The sequence below is a fragment of the Streptomyces sp. NP160 genome (genome assembly GCF_006335115.1).
GTDB lineage: Bacteria > Actinomycetota > Actinomycetes > Actinomycetales > Quadrisphaeraceae > Quadrisphaera.
The window spans coordinates 1-14,941 of record NZ_VDMJ01000022.1 but is presented as its reverse complement, the minus strand read 5'-3'; the positions used below and the strand labels follow the sequence as shown (position 1 = coordinate 14,941).

The window sequence follows — 14,941 nt, the reverse complement described above, 5'->3', positions numbered from 1 at the left end:
CGGCGGGCGAGCTTGCCTTGCTGTGGGTGGGCGCCTGACGCCGCGCGAAGAGCGATCATGCAACCGCCGCCGTCTTGGCTCGCGGGGCCGGTGTGCCTCCGCCCGCCGGTCCCCGGCGACCGCGGAAGGCCATGACACGACTCCCCAGCCTCGTACGGGCGCCGTGCCGACGCTCTGGACCCTCAGGCCACTCTCGCCGACCCCTCGAGGTCAGAGGGTCCTTATGAGGGGAAGCGCGGTGGCGGGCGTGGGCACGCTCTTCGTGGTCGTGCTGGTCCTCGGAGGGGGCTTCTACGGCTTCGCGCCGACCCTGCCTGTAGGCGGTGATGCCACGGGCACGGTCGCGGGCGTTCCTCCGGTCACGGCCTCCAGCGGTTCCTCGACGGGCTGCACCGAACCCGACCCCACCAGAGGGGACAGTTGCCTGACCCCTGCGATGGCGTGGCTCTACCAGCAGACGCTGCTGCACTTCGGACAACTTCCGTCGTCGTGCTGGGACGCCCACGCCTGGAACCCCACGAGCGACCATCCCCGAGGCAAGGCGTGCGACTTCACCATCGGAACGGCAGGTCAGTTCCCCGACGCGGCGGATCGCGCGTACGGCTGGGAGATCGCCGACTGGCTCACGGACAACGCTGCGGCCCTCGACGTCGCCTACGTCATCTGGGACGGGCGCATCTGGTCCGCTAACCGGGCGCGCGAGGGCTGGCGGACCTATGAAGGGGGCGGGGTCTATGACGTCAGCACGCCGACCGGCGGCCACTTCGACCACGTCCACGTCTCGACCCTGCGATGAGGTCGGGAGGCCTGCATCTGGCGAAGCCGGCAAGTTGTAGCTGCTGACCGCTGATGTCGACACACGACTGAGCAGGACACGGGTGCCGACCGGGTGAGGGTCGCCTGTGGGTGCGGAGCGTCAGCGAGGTGCTGGACGACGGAGTCTGCGTCCGCCGGTGGTGGTCTCGTTCAGCAGCGACAGCAGATCGGTCTCGGACAGCACCTCGATGTCTTGCCCCTTCGCGCGCTTGGCGGCAGCCCGGGCGGCCTTGCCGGTCGCGAAATCGGCTGGGTCGCTGCCGGTGAAGCCACCTCCGATGACCAACAGGTTCGTCCGCTTGGTGACGTCGCTCTCGGGGATGGCGCCCAGCGCTGCGACCTGTGCCCAGGCGTCTTCACGACGCAGGGACAGCGCCCCGGTGAAGACCATCACCTGACCGAAGAGGTAGTGGTGGGGATCGGCTTCAGGGTTGGCTTGAGGCGGCAACGGCTTGCCGCCAGAGCCTGAGGTGTAGGTGCGGTGACACCCCCGCCATGCATCGGGTTCGACCTGGCCCAGCAAGACGAGGAGCTGGGTCGCCAGGGCATCCAGCGAGGTCACTCTTCGCTGCGCACCGATAGCCAGCACGATCCGTGCAGCGGCTTCGGCATCGGCGGCAGCGTCGTGATGGCTGAGCAGGTCCACCCCGAGGGCACCGGCGACCATGGGGAGTCGATAGCTGATGAGGGGTAGAGCCCTGCGCGCCATGACGAGGGAGCAGGCGTACGTCAGCGAGGGCCACGCCAGGTCTGCTGCGTCACAGGCGTCACGCAACGCCCCGATGTCGAACGCTGCGTTGTGCGCCACCACTGGGAGTTCACCGACCACGGTGACCAGGCGCTGCAGGCTGGCAGCGAAGCTAGGGGCGGCGACGACGTCAGCGGGTCCGATGCCGTGCAGGGAGGTGTTGTAGGAGTCGAACCAGTCCAACGCGGGCGCGGGCCTCACCAGCCAGGCGTGGCGCTCGGTGATCTGCCCCCCGCGCACGATGACCAGGCCGATCGCGCAGATCGACCCGCGGCGGTAGTTGGCGGTCTCGACGTCCAGAGCGACGAAGTCCAGCCCCTGGCCGGCCCCACTGAGGCCGACGGGGCCGGCCTCGGAGCCCACGACGGACTTTGCCCCGGACGTTGCATCGAGGTCTCCGGCCGGAAGCGCAGTGGACACCGCCTTGAGCGCCTTCGTGAACGCCTGAGAAAGAAGCTCGTCATCATGGGTGCGCGGTCGCGGAGGGTGCATCACACGGCCTCCGGCCCACCATGACGGATGGGGAAGGGGCGCGGGTCGTGGTCCCGGGCGGCGCGCAGGTGCTTGCGGGAGATCCGCACTGCCTCGAGCTCCTCCCAACAGACACCGAGCCGTTTGACCCACTGCGCCACCCTCAGGGTCGACTGCGCCAGCGGATCACTCTCGATGCCCACCTCAGGCTCCTTCTCGGCGGGCGCGGCGATGGTCTGCGCGGTCTTGGCGCCACCGGGTTGCCCCGAGCTACCCGGAACTCGCCCCCGCGCCATGTGCTCCAGCGGGTTGATGACCACCGGCCACTGCGGCTCCGTGAGGGTCCTGGCGCGCGCGGCGGAGATACCTGCCAGGAACTCCGCGTGCACCTGCTCCAGCGAGCGCCGCTCGTCCAGGACGGCAGTCCTGGAGCCGTTGGCGTCGAACCACGGCTGCGTCTCCAGTCCCGACGTGCGCGCCAGCGCCAAAGCGCCGGGGCAGATCAGCAGGTGGCGCTGGGCGACCAGCGACACCAGCCTGTCGGGGTCTGCTGGAACCACCCAGGCGCCCGCGAGGCGGCTCGAGTCGGAGCCGGTCGCCCCGTCCAGGGCCACCCACCACACGGCCATCCGCTCGCCCTCGGAGTCGATGACTGCGACTACTGGCAAGCGCCCGTCTTCGGGCTGTTCCCCCATCGCTTCAGGCTGCCACTAGGTCGGGCTGGCCGAAGGGAGTTCGCGTCAACGACTCATCAGAAGCACCTTGTGTGAATTCTCCGCCCCTGTCCCGCGCCAGTGGCGTGGCTGAGCCGTCACCTCCCCCAGAGATCAGTGATCTCTCAACTGCTCGACCGGGATTTCCTTGAGGAGTGTCTCGAGTGCAGCCCACGCGCCGGGAACGTCGAGGGAACGGGCAGCGAACCCCGCGTTCTGCAACTCCTCGGTGAGGTAGTCGTCGTACTTCTCGGCCACCTTGGTGCCAGCCATGGCCGCAAGGGCCAGAGGGTCCGGCGGGCCGGCATCCAGAAGCTCGGTCATCCGGTCGATCGCCTGCCCCCGAGTCGTCTTCGTCATGGTCAAGCAGACGCCGTCCTGCGCTACTTCGGCGCCAGCTCCAGTCAGGGCAAGAGCGAGCGTCGACATGATCCGGTCCCCCCGCCAGGGAAAGAGCAAGGTGTCGGCTCCCCACGCAATCACCGGGTCGGCCGCGAGCCCGAGTCGCTGGAAACTCAGCCGACCTTCGGCCAGCAGATCCACGGCCCCCACGTTCAAGTAGGTCGGCACGTCAGCGCCGGCCAGGACAGACCGCATTCGACGCCTGACCTCATCGGCGACCTCTCCACCGGAGCCGCTGAACGTGGGAGGGCGTCCTCCGGTCGACCGGATGAGTTCGACGACCTTGTTGCGCGTGTCGACGGTGATGACCTTCCACCGGCGCCCTCCGAAGATGAGCAGCGACCCCGACATCAACGGGTAGTCGAGCGGCAACGTTCCCAAGCTGCGCCCGTTGGCGATGAGGCGGTACTCCTGGGCGGTCGCAAAGGCCGCGTAGAAGCTGTAGTGGTTGACGATCCGCTCGCCCGCCAGTCCCAGGAGGAGCAGCCCATCGGTGCTCTGGGTGATGAGGTCAGCGGCCCCCAAGCCCCTGAGAAGACCCACGAACATCTTCGCGTCGACACCAGCGAACGGTCCCTGGCTGCAGAGCGCACGGTGGCCATGCACTGCGGTGACGCCCCCGTGCTGTGCGATCAACGACAGGAGCTGCTGGACCAGCGTGGACAGGTGCAGGCCTCCCGCGCCGGGTGACTCGTTCCACTTCCCCAGGAGCAGCTCGATCATGGCGATGCTCTGCACCAGCTCGACGCGCAGCGCATCCGGAGGAGGCGTCTGCGGGCTGATGCTGTCTTCGGTCACGTAGAGGCGCAGGGTGGCTGCGCCTCCGCGGCGCCCTGAGCGTCCGAGTCGTTGGCGGAGGCTGGCGACGGTGTGCGGCGCCCCGAGCTGCGCGATGGAGTTGACGCTGCCGATGTCGATGCCCATCTCCAAGGTGGACGTGCAGACGGCGTTGACGGGCACAGACCTGTCCTTCAACCGCGACTCCGCGTCCTCGCGGAGGTCCTTCGACAGGCTCCCGTGATGCGGTACGAACTCGTTGGGCACGCGCGCTTGGGCAGAGCGCCTCGCCAGGAGGTCGGCGTACGTCTCCACCTCTCGACGAGAGTTCGCGAAGATCAGGTTGTCCGAGCCCCGCAGCGTGGTGAAGAGGTGCTCGGCGATCGCCAACCGGTCCCCGGTGGTCACGTCCTCAGGCTCTACGACCTTGCCTGCGCTCTCGAGCGCCATCGCCTCCGACTCGCTCAGCAGGGGAGGTTCTGCTTCATAGCCTCGGAGCTGAAACTGGAGCTCCTGCCCGTCGTCCTCGGCCACGACCTCCAGCACTCGCTCCCCGTCAGCTGGCCGCAGGAACTCACGGGCGCCGCTCGCATCTCCCAGGGTTGCGGACAGGCCGATGCGCGGAATGCGCCGTCGTAGGACCAGCTCGATGCGGTGGAGCAAGGACTGCAGCTGAGCACCGCGCTCCGTTCCCAGGAACGAGTGCATCTCGTCGATCACCACGTATCGCAGGCCGCCGAAGATGCGGCCGACCTTGGGACCGTGGATGACGAGCAGCGCTTCCAAGGACTCCGGGGTAATCAGGAGCAGCCCGGAAGGGTCTTTGATCACCTTGGCCTTGCGTGAGCCCGCCACGTCGCCGTGCCACCGGTGGACCGGCAGCTCGAGGTGCTCGCACAGCGCTTCCAGGCGCCCGAACTGGTCGTTGATCAGTGCCTTGAGCGGAGCCAGGTACAGCACCTGAACCCCGTCGGCACCGGCGGCATCATCAGCCGTGGAAGGCGGAGACTCCTGAGCCGTGAGCAGCGCTGTGCAGATCGGCAGGAAGGCAGCCTCCGTCTTCCCGGAGGCCGTGGCGGCCGAGATGATCAGATCGCAGTCACCGGCGAGGATGGGAGCGACCGCACGTTCTTGGGCGTCGCGCAGGTCGTCCCAGCGCTGCTGCCAAATCCAGTGCTGGATGCGGGGGTGCAACCGCGCGAAGCCGGTAGACGTCCGTCCGTCCTCCTCGCCGGCAGTCATGCGTTCACAGCCTGAACGAGGTGAGTTCGTCGTCGTCCCGCGCCTGGGGGGCGTGGGGAACATCGCCGTGGCGGACGCTGGCGGGCTCCGCGGGAGACGTTGCGCCAGCGCTCAGGGGTGAGGCGATCGGGGACTCCTCCTGCGCTGCCGTGGGGAGGGGCTCGAGATCCGGGTTCGTCTCCGGTGTCAGGCGGACGGCGCCGAGGAGGTCCGTCCAGTCAGCGCCCGGGTTCTGCTCGAGCACCGCGAGGAGGTTGACGAACTCCTTGATGGTCGTGCGCGGGGTGCGGAAGTAGGCGTCTCCCACGCGAGACGAACAGTGCTCCATGAAGGCGGTGATGGCCTCATCCGGCACGAGGTGGGCTGAGGGGTCACCACTGGCGAAGACGTTCCGCAGTCTTGTGAGGAGGAGGTAGAAGTCCTCCTGGCTGAGGTTCGCCAGGCGCAGGACGGGGCCGGAGTAGTCCACCAGACCGTTCGTGGCGTAGCTGTTCTCGGCTAACCGCGACTGCAGGGCGGCGTAGCTGTACAGCCCTCGACGGGTGTCGAGGAGGAAGTCCGGGGTCCCGCCGAGCACGAACCCGAGGTGACCTGCGCTGCCCTGCAAGCTGTCGTTCAAGATGCGGAGGATCTGCTCGTAGTTCGCGTTGCGCGCCTGGGAGTTCGCGAGCTTGTAGAGGTTGACGAGCTCGTCGAGGCACACCAGGAGGCCGGAGAAGCCTGCCATCACGACGAAGCGGGACATGAGCTTGAGCTGGTCGTAGAAGTTGGCGTCGTCGATGATCGTGCGGACGCCCAGTGCGGCCCGTGCGTCGGTGCGGGTGGAGTACTCCCCCCGCAACCAGCGCACGGCGTCGCTCTTGAGCTGCTCATCCCCGTTGTCATGGCCTCGCCAGTACGCCGCGATGACCTCGGCGAAGTCGTAGCCGCCGACCATCTCCGAGAGCTCGCTGAGCCTCGAGCGGATGACGGACTCCGTAGAGGATCCGCTGTCGCGGGCCGCTGTCATCGCTTGGCTGACGAAGCGCTCCACGATGCTGCCCATGGCTCCGCCGTCTGGCTTCGCGCGCGTGGAGATGTTGCGCATCAGCTCGGTGAACAGCGAGCGCGCCTGACCGCCGGTGGCGTGCAGGCGTCGGTCAGGAGAGAGGTCCGCCTGGACCGTAACGAGCTTGCGCTCCATCGCGATCGACCGCACCAGGTGCAGGAAGAAGGTCTTCCCGGATCCGTACTCCCCGATGGCGAAGCGGATCGCCGAGCCACCGTCGGCGATCCGGTCGACGTCGTCGACGAGCGCCTTGACCTCGGAGGCGCGCCCCACCTGGATGTGCTGCTGGCCGAGTCGCGGAACGACTCCGGCGCGCAGGGCAAGAAGGATCGCGTCGCGTTCGCGAGGCCGGATGGTGGTAGCAGTCATGTCAGCATCTCCGCAGCGACGTCGGTGTTGATGTCGATCAGGTTGTCGCCCTCGACCACAGGGTCGCCGGTCACGTCGTAGGCCGCTTCGTTCAGCGTGTCGAGTGCTCCGTCGGGGAGGAGGGAGAGGTTCGCGCACTCCGCTTCCAGGTCCGCGCGGCTCCAGCGTGCACGTGTGACGAGGACGCGCAGGAGTGCCGAGTGCGCGGTGTCGAGCCCGGCGACGGGGGGTGGTGCGTCTGCGGCCTTCGGGGCTGGGGTCGCGACGACGTCGTCCGGCTCCTCCGTGAAGATGCTTCCCAGCAGCATCGACACAGCGTGGGTCTCAGCGAGCTTGGCCTCGATCGCGGCGGAGTCCAACCGCACCTGAGATCGGCCCGGGGTGCCGCTCGGTTTCACTTCGTCGACGCGCGGCGGCGCAGGGATGGCGTAGCCGGTCTTGCGACTGGAGGCAGCACGCACGACCACCGGCCCCTGGGCGGCGGGTGGTCCGGCTGTCGTCGAGGTGTGCAGGCGGCTGTAGACCGAGGCGGTGTCAAGTCCCAGCAGCTTGAAGATCTTGGTGAGGATGTCGACCTCACTGGGGGTGACCTCACGATCGGCTGCGGCAACGGTCGCGAGGAAGTCGCCGAGTGACTCGCGTTGGGTCACGCCGAGGGTTGCGAGCCGCTTGGAAAGTCCGGTGAGCTTGATCTGGCCGCTGAGCAACCACGTCATGTGGGCCTGAAGCCGCGCGCGTTCACCGGCGCTGAGGTCCATGGAGGACTCGAGGTGCGCTTGAAGGTGAGCCGTCTCAGCGCCCGAGGACCGTCCGTCGGCCGCGCACACCGCGGCCGCGAGGTGGAGCATCGTGGCGGCTGCGGTGTAGCTCGGGCTGGCCGTGGTCGGCGCCCGACGGCCGGTGGTGAAGAGCACCGCACTGCCTGGGCCCAGGATGGGTCCGCCGAAGCGAAGGTCAGGCTCGATGCCCACCCCCTGGCTGCCGAGGAGCTGGATCAGGCCCACGGCTTCGGCCTTCGTCAGCTGACCTGGTATCTCCGCGGGCCAGAAGGCGAGCAGTTCTTGAGCGTCGACGGGCACTGGAGCCCCGCTGTCGGTCCGCGCCGTCACCCAAGCTCGCAGTCGGGCGAGGTCCCCCGTGGTGTCCGTGATGAGCTCGGGCGGCAGGAGTGCCGACGCTGCGAGGGTGCCTCGCGCTTCTGGTCGCCGTCCGAGCAACCGGCTGTAGGCGTCGAGCGCGTCCGTGCAGTCGGTCACCAGTCGTTCGAGCTTGGTGGTCGGAGCCGCCAGCTCAAGCACGTCTGGGACAGCCGCGGAGAGCTCGACGGAGCCGAGTCCTGAGCTGGCGGAGTGGTACTGGTGCTTGACCAGGGTCTTGTTGGGCTTCACCACCATGCCGGGGCCGTACTTCGCGCTGTAGCGGCTGAGGAAGAGCTGCTCGAACTCCTCGGGGCAGCGCTGGGCAGGGGTCCGCAAGTGGATGTTCATGTTGAAATGCACCCATGCGAGTGCCCACTCAGCCGGAACGGGGGTTCCCGCGTTCGCCAGCTCACCGAGCTTGAGACGAAGCGTGTGGGGAACGGGCCACCGCTCCGCGACCCGCTCCGGGGGTACGGCGTCCTCGTGGGTCAATCCGTCGGCGAGGTCGATGACGGAGAGGAACTCCGTGGCGTACCGGCGGAACGAGTGGTTGGTGCCGTAGAGGCCGAGCAGTCGCTCGACCTCCGTGCGGATCGCCGGCAGGTCTGCCCGCGCCGGGGTCCCCGCTCTGGTCGCATCAACGATGACCCGCCGTTCCAGCCCGTAGAAGAACAGGAACACCCAGCTGATCGGGACAGGCCCGACCCTGCCCGCAGCGAGCCAGCTCAGGTAGGCGCCGCGTGCACGCGGGGAGATGTCCGAGAAGGACGGCCAGTAGCCGACGGTCTCCCCCGCCCAGTCGGGTCTGCGGTGGTCGACGTCCAGGTGCGGGTTGATCAGAGCAGGCTCTATGCCGTAGCCGTTCCCAGCCTGAAGACGCTGGCCGACGTAGAGCATCCCGCCGGGTAGCAGTAGAGGACCGATGCGTACTTCTGCACCGGGAGCAATCCACAAGCTCTTTGGTCCGCTCTGGCGCGGTGCGCGGGCCGGAGGAGCTGACGTTGGTCGCGGCGCCGTCTGGCTGGGGGGTCGTTGGACCACCCGGGGACTGTGCTGTTGGGGCGTCGACTCAGGCGCTCGTGACAGAACACGGCTCGGCGTGATGAACGACTGACCGTCATGATCTTGGGGAGGCGGGGGCGGAGGCGCCATCGCCTTCCGCTTGAAGAGGCCGAACAGTCCCATCGTGCCGCCCCCCGGCCTCTCGAACGTGGCTCATCGCGGTCACCGACTACTCCAGCTGACCTACGTCGCTGAAACGCTACATAGAGACGCATCGCCCCGGAGGGCAAACCGCTGCTGGGATCTGCTCGGCAAGGCCGTGCACGAAGCAGCGGCGGTAACGCCGCTCCCGCCGGCTACGTGTGTGACGCCGTTGATCGCGTCGCGCACAGCACGAACCACAGGCCGGCCGCTCTGGCACGCCGCTTCCTCGTCGCCGGCGCGATGACGCAAGCTCGCGCGGTCACTGCGCCGAGTGGAAAACCGCGAACCTCTTGCGAGGTCCCCGCATGATCAGCCGACCTCACCTGCTCGTCGGGTAGATCTCGTGCCTTGGATCCCACCAGAGGAACCAGAAGTCGCTCTCGCGCAGGAAGCCATAGACGCGTCCCGGGCCGTCGATGCGAAGACGGGCGATGAGCGTCTCATCGTCGAGGTCCAACTCGGTGAGACGGTCGCGTGCCTCCTTTACGAGGTCGTCAACGCTGTAGTGCTTTCCGGGTTCTTCCCCGGTGTAGAAAACCTCGCGCACCGTCATGGTCTCGAAGCTGCTGAGCCGGTCCAGGACTGCCCTCAACTCCGTAGGGGCCATTTTCAGAAAGCCCCAGGGTCCATCCAAGTCGACCTGACCGAGACGCCACCCCAACTTGCGGTTCATCACCTCCTCGCGGTCGGGCTCGACTGAGGAAGGGATCTTCTGGCCGAATGGTGGCGGACTGGCCGCTGCGGCCTGCTTGCCGGTCGGCCAGCCACCGGGAGGCGCTGTGCGGGGAGGCTTCTTCTCACCCCGGCCCTTCTTGGCCACTAGGCCCCGGAGCGGGTGAGTCCGTCGTAGTACTCGAACATGGACTCGTCCGTGATCGGCGCACTGCTTCGCACGCCGGCTCCAAGACCGGCACGAGCCCGCTTCCACGGGTCCTCACTGTGGGTGAGCTCACTGAGGTCATGCGCCGAGCGCTTGCCGTAGTACTCGAGAACGGCCTCGATCGACTCGCGCTCGTCGTGGTCCAGGCGTTCGGGCTCACCGGAAGGCCAGTCGGCGACCTGGAAGTTGCCTCGGTGCTGGTCGTACAGATGCCGAACGACCGGCCCGTTGGCCCAGGCTTCGATGGTGTCCGGGAATAGAGGCGCCTCCTCCCAGACCAGGTGCCACGCGTGCGAGTAGTAGACGAGCTTTTGCAGCTTCATGGCAGTCATGGGGCCCTTGCGCTCGATGATGTAGGCCGCCACGTCATCGACCTTGCTCATGTCGCACCCCCTGTCCGCAGTAGTCACGTGTCGTACTTGAGACAACGTACAGACCGGCTAGGACACTCCCAATGAGCCATGCGGCAAGGAGGCGACCGAAGGGATGACAGCACCGCCGGTAGGCAACGCAGCGCTACCGCCGCACCTGCCATGAGTGCCCACCACGGGGCAACTGGGGAGGTGCTCGCAGCACCTCCCCAGTCCGCATGAAGTCCGCACCAGGTCCGCAGGACAGCCGAAGACAGCCAACGCCGCCCAACGCCAGTCAGCGACATTCGCCCAGGTCAGCGGCCTGCAAGACTCCAAGACTGCTGGTCGGAGAAGCGGCCTAGACGTTGAAGCGGAACTCCACCACGTCGCCGTCGGCCATGACGTACTCCTTGCCCTCGATGCGGGCCTTGCCGCTCTTGCGGGCCTCCGCCACCGAGCCGGCCGCCACCAGGTCCTCGAAGCCGATGACCTCGGCCTTGATGAAGCCCTTCTGGAAGTCGGTGTGGATGACGCCGGCCGCCTCGGGCGCGGTCGCGCCGCGACGGATGGTCCACGCGCGCGACTCCTTGGGACCGGCCGTGAGGTAGGTCTGCAGGCCGAGGGTCTCGAAGCCGGCGCGCGCCAGGATGTCCAGGCCGGGCTCGTCCTGGCCGACGCTGGCCAGCAGCTCCGCGGCCTCGTCGTCGTCGAGCTCGGCGAGGTCGGCCTCGAGCTGGGCGTCCAGGAACACCGCCTGGGCTGGCGCCACGAGGGCGGCCAGCTCGGAGCGGCGGGCCTCGTCGACCAGGCCGGCCTCGTCGACGTTGAAGACGAAGAGGAACGGCTTGGTGGTGAGCAGGCCGAGCGTGCGCAGCTGCTCGACGTCCACGCCGGCGGCCGCGGCGCCCGCGAACAGCGTGGTGCCCTGGTCGAGCACCGCCTGGGCCCCGACCGCGGCGGCGAGCACCGCGGGGTCGGCCTTCTTGCCCTTGACCTCCTTCTCCAGGCGCGGCACCGCGCGCTCGAGGGTCTGCAGGTCGGCGAGCACCAGCTCGGTGGCGATGGTCTCGATGTCGGCCTTCGGGTCCACGCGGCCGTCGACGTGGACGACGTCGGGGTCGGCGAAGGCGCGGACCACCTGGCAGATGGCGTCGGCCTCGCGGATGTTGGCGAGGAACTTGTTGCCCAGGCCCTCGCCCTCCGACGCGCCGCGGACGATGCCGGCGATGTCGACGAAGGTCACGGTGGCGGGCACCGTGCGCTCGCTGCTGAAGACCTCGGCGAGCCGGTCCAGGCGCGGGTCGGGCAGCGGGACCACGCCGGTGTTCGGCTCGATCGTCGCGAAGGGGTAGTTGGCCGCCAGCACCGAGTTCTTCGTGAGGGCGTTGAAGAGGGTGGACTTGCCGACGTTGGGCAGGCCGACGATGCCGATGGTGAGCGCCACGGGCAGGTGAGCCTACGCGAGCGCGGGCGCCTCCCCCGACCGAGCGGCTGCGGGAGGCGGCCCGGCGACGCGCCGGGCCGGGCCGTTCGGGCACCGGCTGTCGGTGGTGCGTGGCACCTTCGGGACCGTGGACGCCCTCTCGCTGCTGGTGATGCTCCTCGCCCTGCTCGCCGGCACGGCGGTCGGCGCTGCCGGTGCGTGGCAGGTGGTGTCGGGGCGCGAGCGCCTGGCCTCGGCGCAGGTGGCCGCCGAGCGCGACCTGCTGGCGGCGCGGGTGGCGACGCTCGAGGCGCAGCTGACCGCCGAGCACGAGGAGGAGCGCGAGCTCGCCGCCGTGCTGGCCCCCGTGAGCAGCTCGGTGGCGCGCATCGAGCGGCAGGTGCAGCAGCTCGAGCGCGAGCGCGCCGAGCAGTACGGGCGCCTGGGGGCCCAGCTGCAGCAGGTGGCGGCCTCCGGGGAGGCGCTGCGCCACCAGACGGAGTCGCTGGCCGGGGCGCTGCGCTCCCCCAACGTGCGCGGCGCGTGGGGCGAGGTGCAGCTGCGGCGCGTCGTGGAGCACGCCGGGATGCTGGAGCGGGTCGACTTCGACGTGCAGGCGGTGGGCGTCAACGCCGACGGGGACGCGGTGCGCCCCGACGCCGTCGTCCACCTGCCGGGCGGCAAGCACGTCGTGGTGGACGCGAAGGCGCCGCTGGCGGCCTTCCTCGCCGCGCGCGACGGCCTCGCGCCGGGCGCGGCGCTCGGGGAGCGGCGCGCCGCGGCGGCCGCCACCGAGCACGCCCGCGCCCTGCGCGGCCACGTCGAGGCGCTGGCCGGCAAGCAGTACTGGACGGCCTTCCAGCCCGCCCCGGAGATCGTCATCTGCTTCGTGCCCGGGGAGGCGTTCCTCGCCTCGGCGTGCGAGGCCGACCCGGCGCTGCTGGAGCACGCCATGGCGCGCAAGGTGGTGCTGGCCACGCCCACCACGCTGCTGGCGCTGCTGCGCACGGTCGCCATCACGTGGCAGCAGGCGGCCCTGTCCGACGGCGCCCGGGAGCTGTTCACCATCGGCCGGGAGCTGCACGGCCGCCTGGCCACCCTGGGCGAGCACACCGGCAAGCTCGGCCGCACCCTCGCCCGCGCCGTGGACGACTACAACAAGGTCGTCGGGACGCTGGAGACGCGCGTGCTGGTCTCGGCGCGACGGATGGGTGCGCTCGACCTCACCGACGTCACCGTGCCCGACGTGCCGGTGGTGGAGACCCTCCCGCGCCCGCTCACCGCCCCCGAGCTCGTGGTGCCGCTGCCCGCCCACGAGCCCCGCGGGGAGGAGCCCGTCACCGACCTCACCGGGTGGTCGCTGCACGCCCAGCGGAGCCTGTGAGCGGAGCCGGCGCCCCGGTCGCGGGCGCTGACCCCCGCGACCGCTGGTCCCTCAGTAAGGTCATCGGTCGTGCCTGAGCGCGATCGCTACCTCCCCGTCGAGGAGCACGGGATCATCGGTGACCTGCGCACCACCGCGCTGGTGGGCACCGACGGGACCGTCGACTGGTACTGCCCCGCGCGCTTCGACGCACCCTCGCTGTTCGCCTCGCTGCTCGACGCCGACCGCGGCGGCTCGTTCCGCCTCAGCGCCCGCACGGCGTCCCGGCCCAAGCAGCTGTACCTGCCGGACACGAACATCCTCCTCACCCGGTTCCTGGGCAAGGACGCCGTCGGCGAGGTCATCGACTTCATGGTCCCCGAGACCTCCAGCGTGGCCTCACCGCGGGACCTGCTGGTCCGCCGGGCCCGGGCCGTGCGCGGGCGGGCGGTCTTCACCCTCGACTGCTCCCCCGCCTTCGACTACGGCCGCGCCCGTCACGAGGTGCGGCTGGTCGACGGCGTGGGCGCCGTCTTCACCTCCCCCGCCGGCCGGTTCGTGCTGCGCGTCAAGCCGCCCGTGCAGCTGCGGCTGACCGACGGCGGCGCGGGGGGTCCCGGCGTCGTCGCGGAGTTCGCCCTGGAGGACGGGGAGCAGGTCGACGTCGTCCTGGAGTGGCGCGGCGAGGTGCGTCCGCTCACGGACGGCGAGGTCGACGAGCTCTTCGACACCACCAGCGACTACTGGCAGAAGTGGTCGGCGAAGTCGCGCTACCGCGGCCGGTGGCGCGAGGTCGTGCAGCGCTCCGCGCTCACGCTCAAGCTGCTCGTGTACCACCCCACGGGCGCGCTGGTCGCGGCGCCGACCACCTCGCTGCCCGAGGCCCTGGGCGGCTCGCGCAACTGGGACTACCGCTACGCGTGGCTGCGGGACGCCGCCTTCACCACCTACGGCCTCATGCGGCTGGGGTACCTCGACGAGGCCTCGGCGTTCATGGACTGGGTGCAGCGGCGCTGCGAGGACGCCGACGCCGAGCGCGACGTCATGATCATGTACGCGGTGGACGGCAGCGAGCACATCCCCGAGCTGGTGCTCGACCACCTCGAGGGCTACCGCGGCTCGCGTCCCGTGCGGATCGGCAACAACGCCGTCGGGCAGCGGCAGCTCGACGTCTACGGCGAGCTCATGGACTCGGTCTACCTCTTCAACCGCGAGGTCCCCATCTCCTGGGACCTGTGGTCGACGCTGTCGCGCCGGCTCGACTGGCTGGCCGACAACTGGGACACCCCCGACGAGGGCGTGTGGGAGGTCCGCGGCCCGCGGCAGCGCTTCACGTACTCGGCGCTCATGACGTGGGTCGCCTACGACCGCGCGGTCCGCCTGGCACGCTCCCGCGGGCTGCCCGCACCCACCGAGCGCTGGCGCCGGCTCGGCGCGAAGGCGTACCGGTTCGTGCAGGAGGAGTGCTGGGACCCCGAGATGGGGGCCTACACGATGTACCCCGGCAGCCGCACGCTCGACGCGTCGCTGCTGGTCATGCCGCTGGTGAAGTTCTCCGGTCCCACCGACCCGCGCTTCCTGTCCACGCTGGACAGGATCGCCGACACGCTCGTGGCCGACAGCCTCGTCTCCCGCTACGCCATCGACGGCCACGACGGTCTCGACGACGACGAGGGCACCTTCAACCTCTGCTCGTTCTGGTACGTGGAGGCGCTGACCCGGGCCGGACGGCTGCGGGAGGCTCGGCTGACGTTCGAGAAGATGCTCACCTACGCCAACCACCTGGGGCTCTACGCCGAGGAGATCGGCCCGGCCGGCGAGGCGCTGGGCAACTTCCCGCAGGCGTTCACGCACCTGGCGCTCATCAGCGCCGCGGTCAACCTCGACCGCGCCCTCGGCGGCTGACCCCCGCGCCGTCCCGCGACCCCGTCCGCACTCGCGCACCCCAGTGCGCCTCCGGCGAGGTCCCTCCCTGCACTCGCGCACCCCAG

General features: G+C 69.5%; 11 protein-coding genes. 3 read left to right on the top strand and 8 right to left on the bottom strand.

Annotation, left to right across the window (positions count from 1 at the left end; genetic code table 11):
• Positions 1-247 precede the first annotated feature (247 nt).
• Positions 248-796 (top strand): hypothetical protein, encoded by a 549-nt coding sequence (locus FHN55_RS12290; RefSeq protein ID WP_139712620.1) that lies wholly within the window; start codon positions 248-250, stop codon positions 794-796.
• Positions 797-916: 120 nt separating this feature from the next.
• On the opposite strand, the gene FHN55_RS12285 is transcribed toward FHN55_RS12290, so the two are convergent.
• From FHN55_RS12285 to ychF, 8 genes are all read right to left on the bottom strand, one after another.
• Positions 917-2,056 carry an exonuclease domain-containing protein gene (locus FHN55_RS12285; protein WP_180357805.1) on the bottom strand — a complete coding sequence of 380 codons (1,140 nt, stop codon included), beginning with the start codon at positions 2,054-2,056 and terminating at the stop codon, positions 917-919.
• Positions 2,056-2,703, bottom strand: a complete 648-nt coding sequence (locus FHN55_RS12280) for a hypothetical protein (protein ID WP_139712618.1) — start codon at positions 2,701-2,703, stop codon at positions 2,056-2,058. Before FHN55_RS12280 ends, FHN55_RS12285 begins: the two co-directional genes overlap by 1 nt.
• Before the next feature lie 159 nt (positions 2,704-2,862).
• Positions 2,863-5,169 (bottom strand): DEAD/DEAH box helicase, encoded by a 2,307-nt coding sequence (locus FHN55_RS12275; RefSeq protein WP_139712617.1) that lies wholly within the window; start codon positions 5,167-5,169, stop codon positions 2,863-2,865.
• 4 nt (positions 5,170-5,173) lie between these two features.
• Positions 5,174-6,586: an ATP-binding protein gene (locus FHN55_RS12270; RefSeq protein WP_139712616.1), complete on the bottom strand. Its 1,413-nt coding sequence runs from the start codon at positions 6,584-6,586 to the stop codon at positions 5,174-5,176.
• Positions 6,583-8,877, bottom strand: a complete 2,295-nt coding sequence (locus FHN55_RS12265) for a TerB N-terminal domain-containing protein (RefSeq protein WP_257570931.1) — start codon at positions 8,875-8,877, stop codon at positions 6,583-6,585. The genes FHN55_RS12270 and FHN55_RS12265 overlap by 4 nt, the downstream gene beginning before the upstream one ends.
• Positions 8,878-9,250: 373 nt before the next feature.
• Positions 9,251-9,751 carry a hypothetical protein gene (locus FHN55_RS12260; protein WP_139712614.1) on the bottom strand — a complete coding sequence of 167 codons (501 nt, stop codon included), beginning with the start codon at positions 9,749-9,751 and terminating at the stop codon, positions 9,251-9,253.
• Positions 9,751-10,194, bottom strand: coding sequence for a Panacea domain-containing protein (locus tag FHN55_RS12255; RefSeq protein WP_139712613.1), 444 nt, complete (start codon positions 10,192-10,194; stop codon positions 9,751-9,753). The genes FHN55_RS12260 and FHN55_RS12255 overlap by 1 nt, the downstream gene beginning before the upstream one ends.
• A gap of 328 nt (positions 10,195-10,522) precedes the next feature.
• A complete protein-coding gene (gene ychF / locus FHN55_RS12250; protein ID WP_139712612.1) occupies positions 10,523-11,608 on the bottom strand; it encodes a redox-regulated ATPase YchF in 1,086 nt (361 codons plus the stop codon).
• Between the two features lie 127 nt (positions 11,609-11,735).
• Here ychF and FHN55_RS12245 point away from each other — a divergent pair, with 127 nt between their 5' ends.
• Complete coding sequence (locus tag FHN55_RS12245; RefSeq protein ID WP_139712611.1) at positions 11,736-12,971, top strand: DNA recombination protein RmuC; 1,236 nt, start codon at positions 11,736-11,738, stop codon at positions 12,969-12,971.
• A gap of 69 nt (positions 12,972-13,040) precedes the next feature.
• The gene (locus FHN55_RS12240) at positions 13,041-14,855 is read left to right on the top strand and encodes a glycoside hydrolase family 15 protein (protein WP_139712610.1); all 1,815 of its coding nucleotides are present in this window, start codon (positions 13,041-13,043) and stop codon (positions 14,853-14,855) included.
• Positions 14,856-14,941: the final 86 nt, after the last annotated feature.

Coding starts and splice junctions, on each gene's coding strand:
- FHN55_RS12285 (WP_180357805.1), bottom strand. CDS start 2,056: ATGCACCCTCCGCGACCGCGCACCCATGATGACGAGCTTCTTTCTCAG.
- FHN55_RS12275 (WP_139712617.1), bottom strand. CDS start 5,169: ATGACTGCCGGCGAGGAGGACGGACGGACGTCTACCGGCTTCGCGCGG.
- FHN55_RS12270 (WP_139712616.1), bottom strand. CDS start 6,586: ATGACTGCTACCACCATCCGGCCTCGCGAACGCGACGCGATCCTTCTT.
- FHN55_RS12265 (WP_257570931.1), bottom strand. CDS start 8,877: ATGGCGCCTCCGCCCCCGCCTCCCCAAGATCATGACGGTCAGTCGTTC.
- FHN55_RS12255 (WP_139712613.1), bottom strand. CDS start 10,194: ATGAGCAAGGTCGATGACGTGGCGGCCTACATCATCGAGCGCAAGGGC.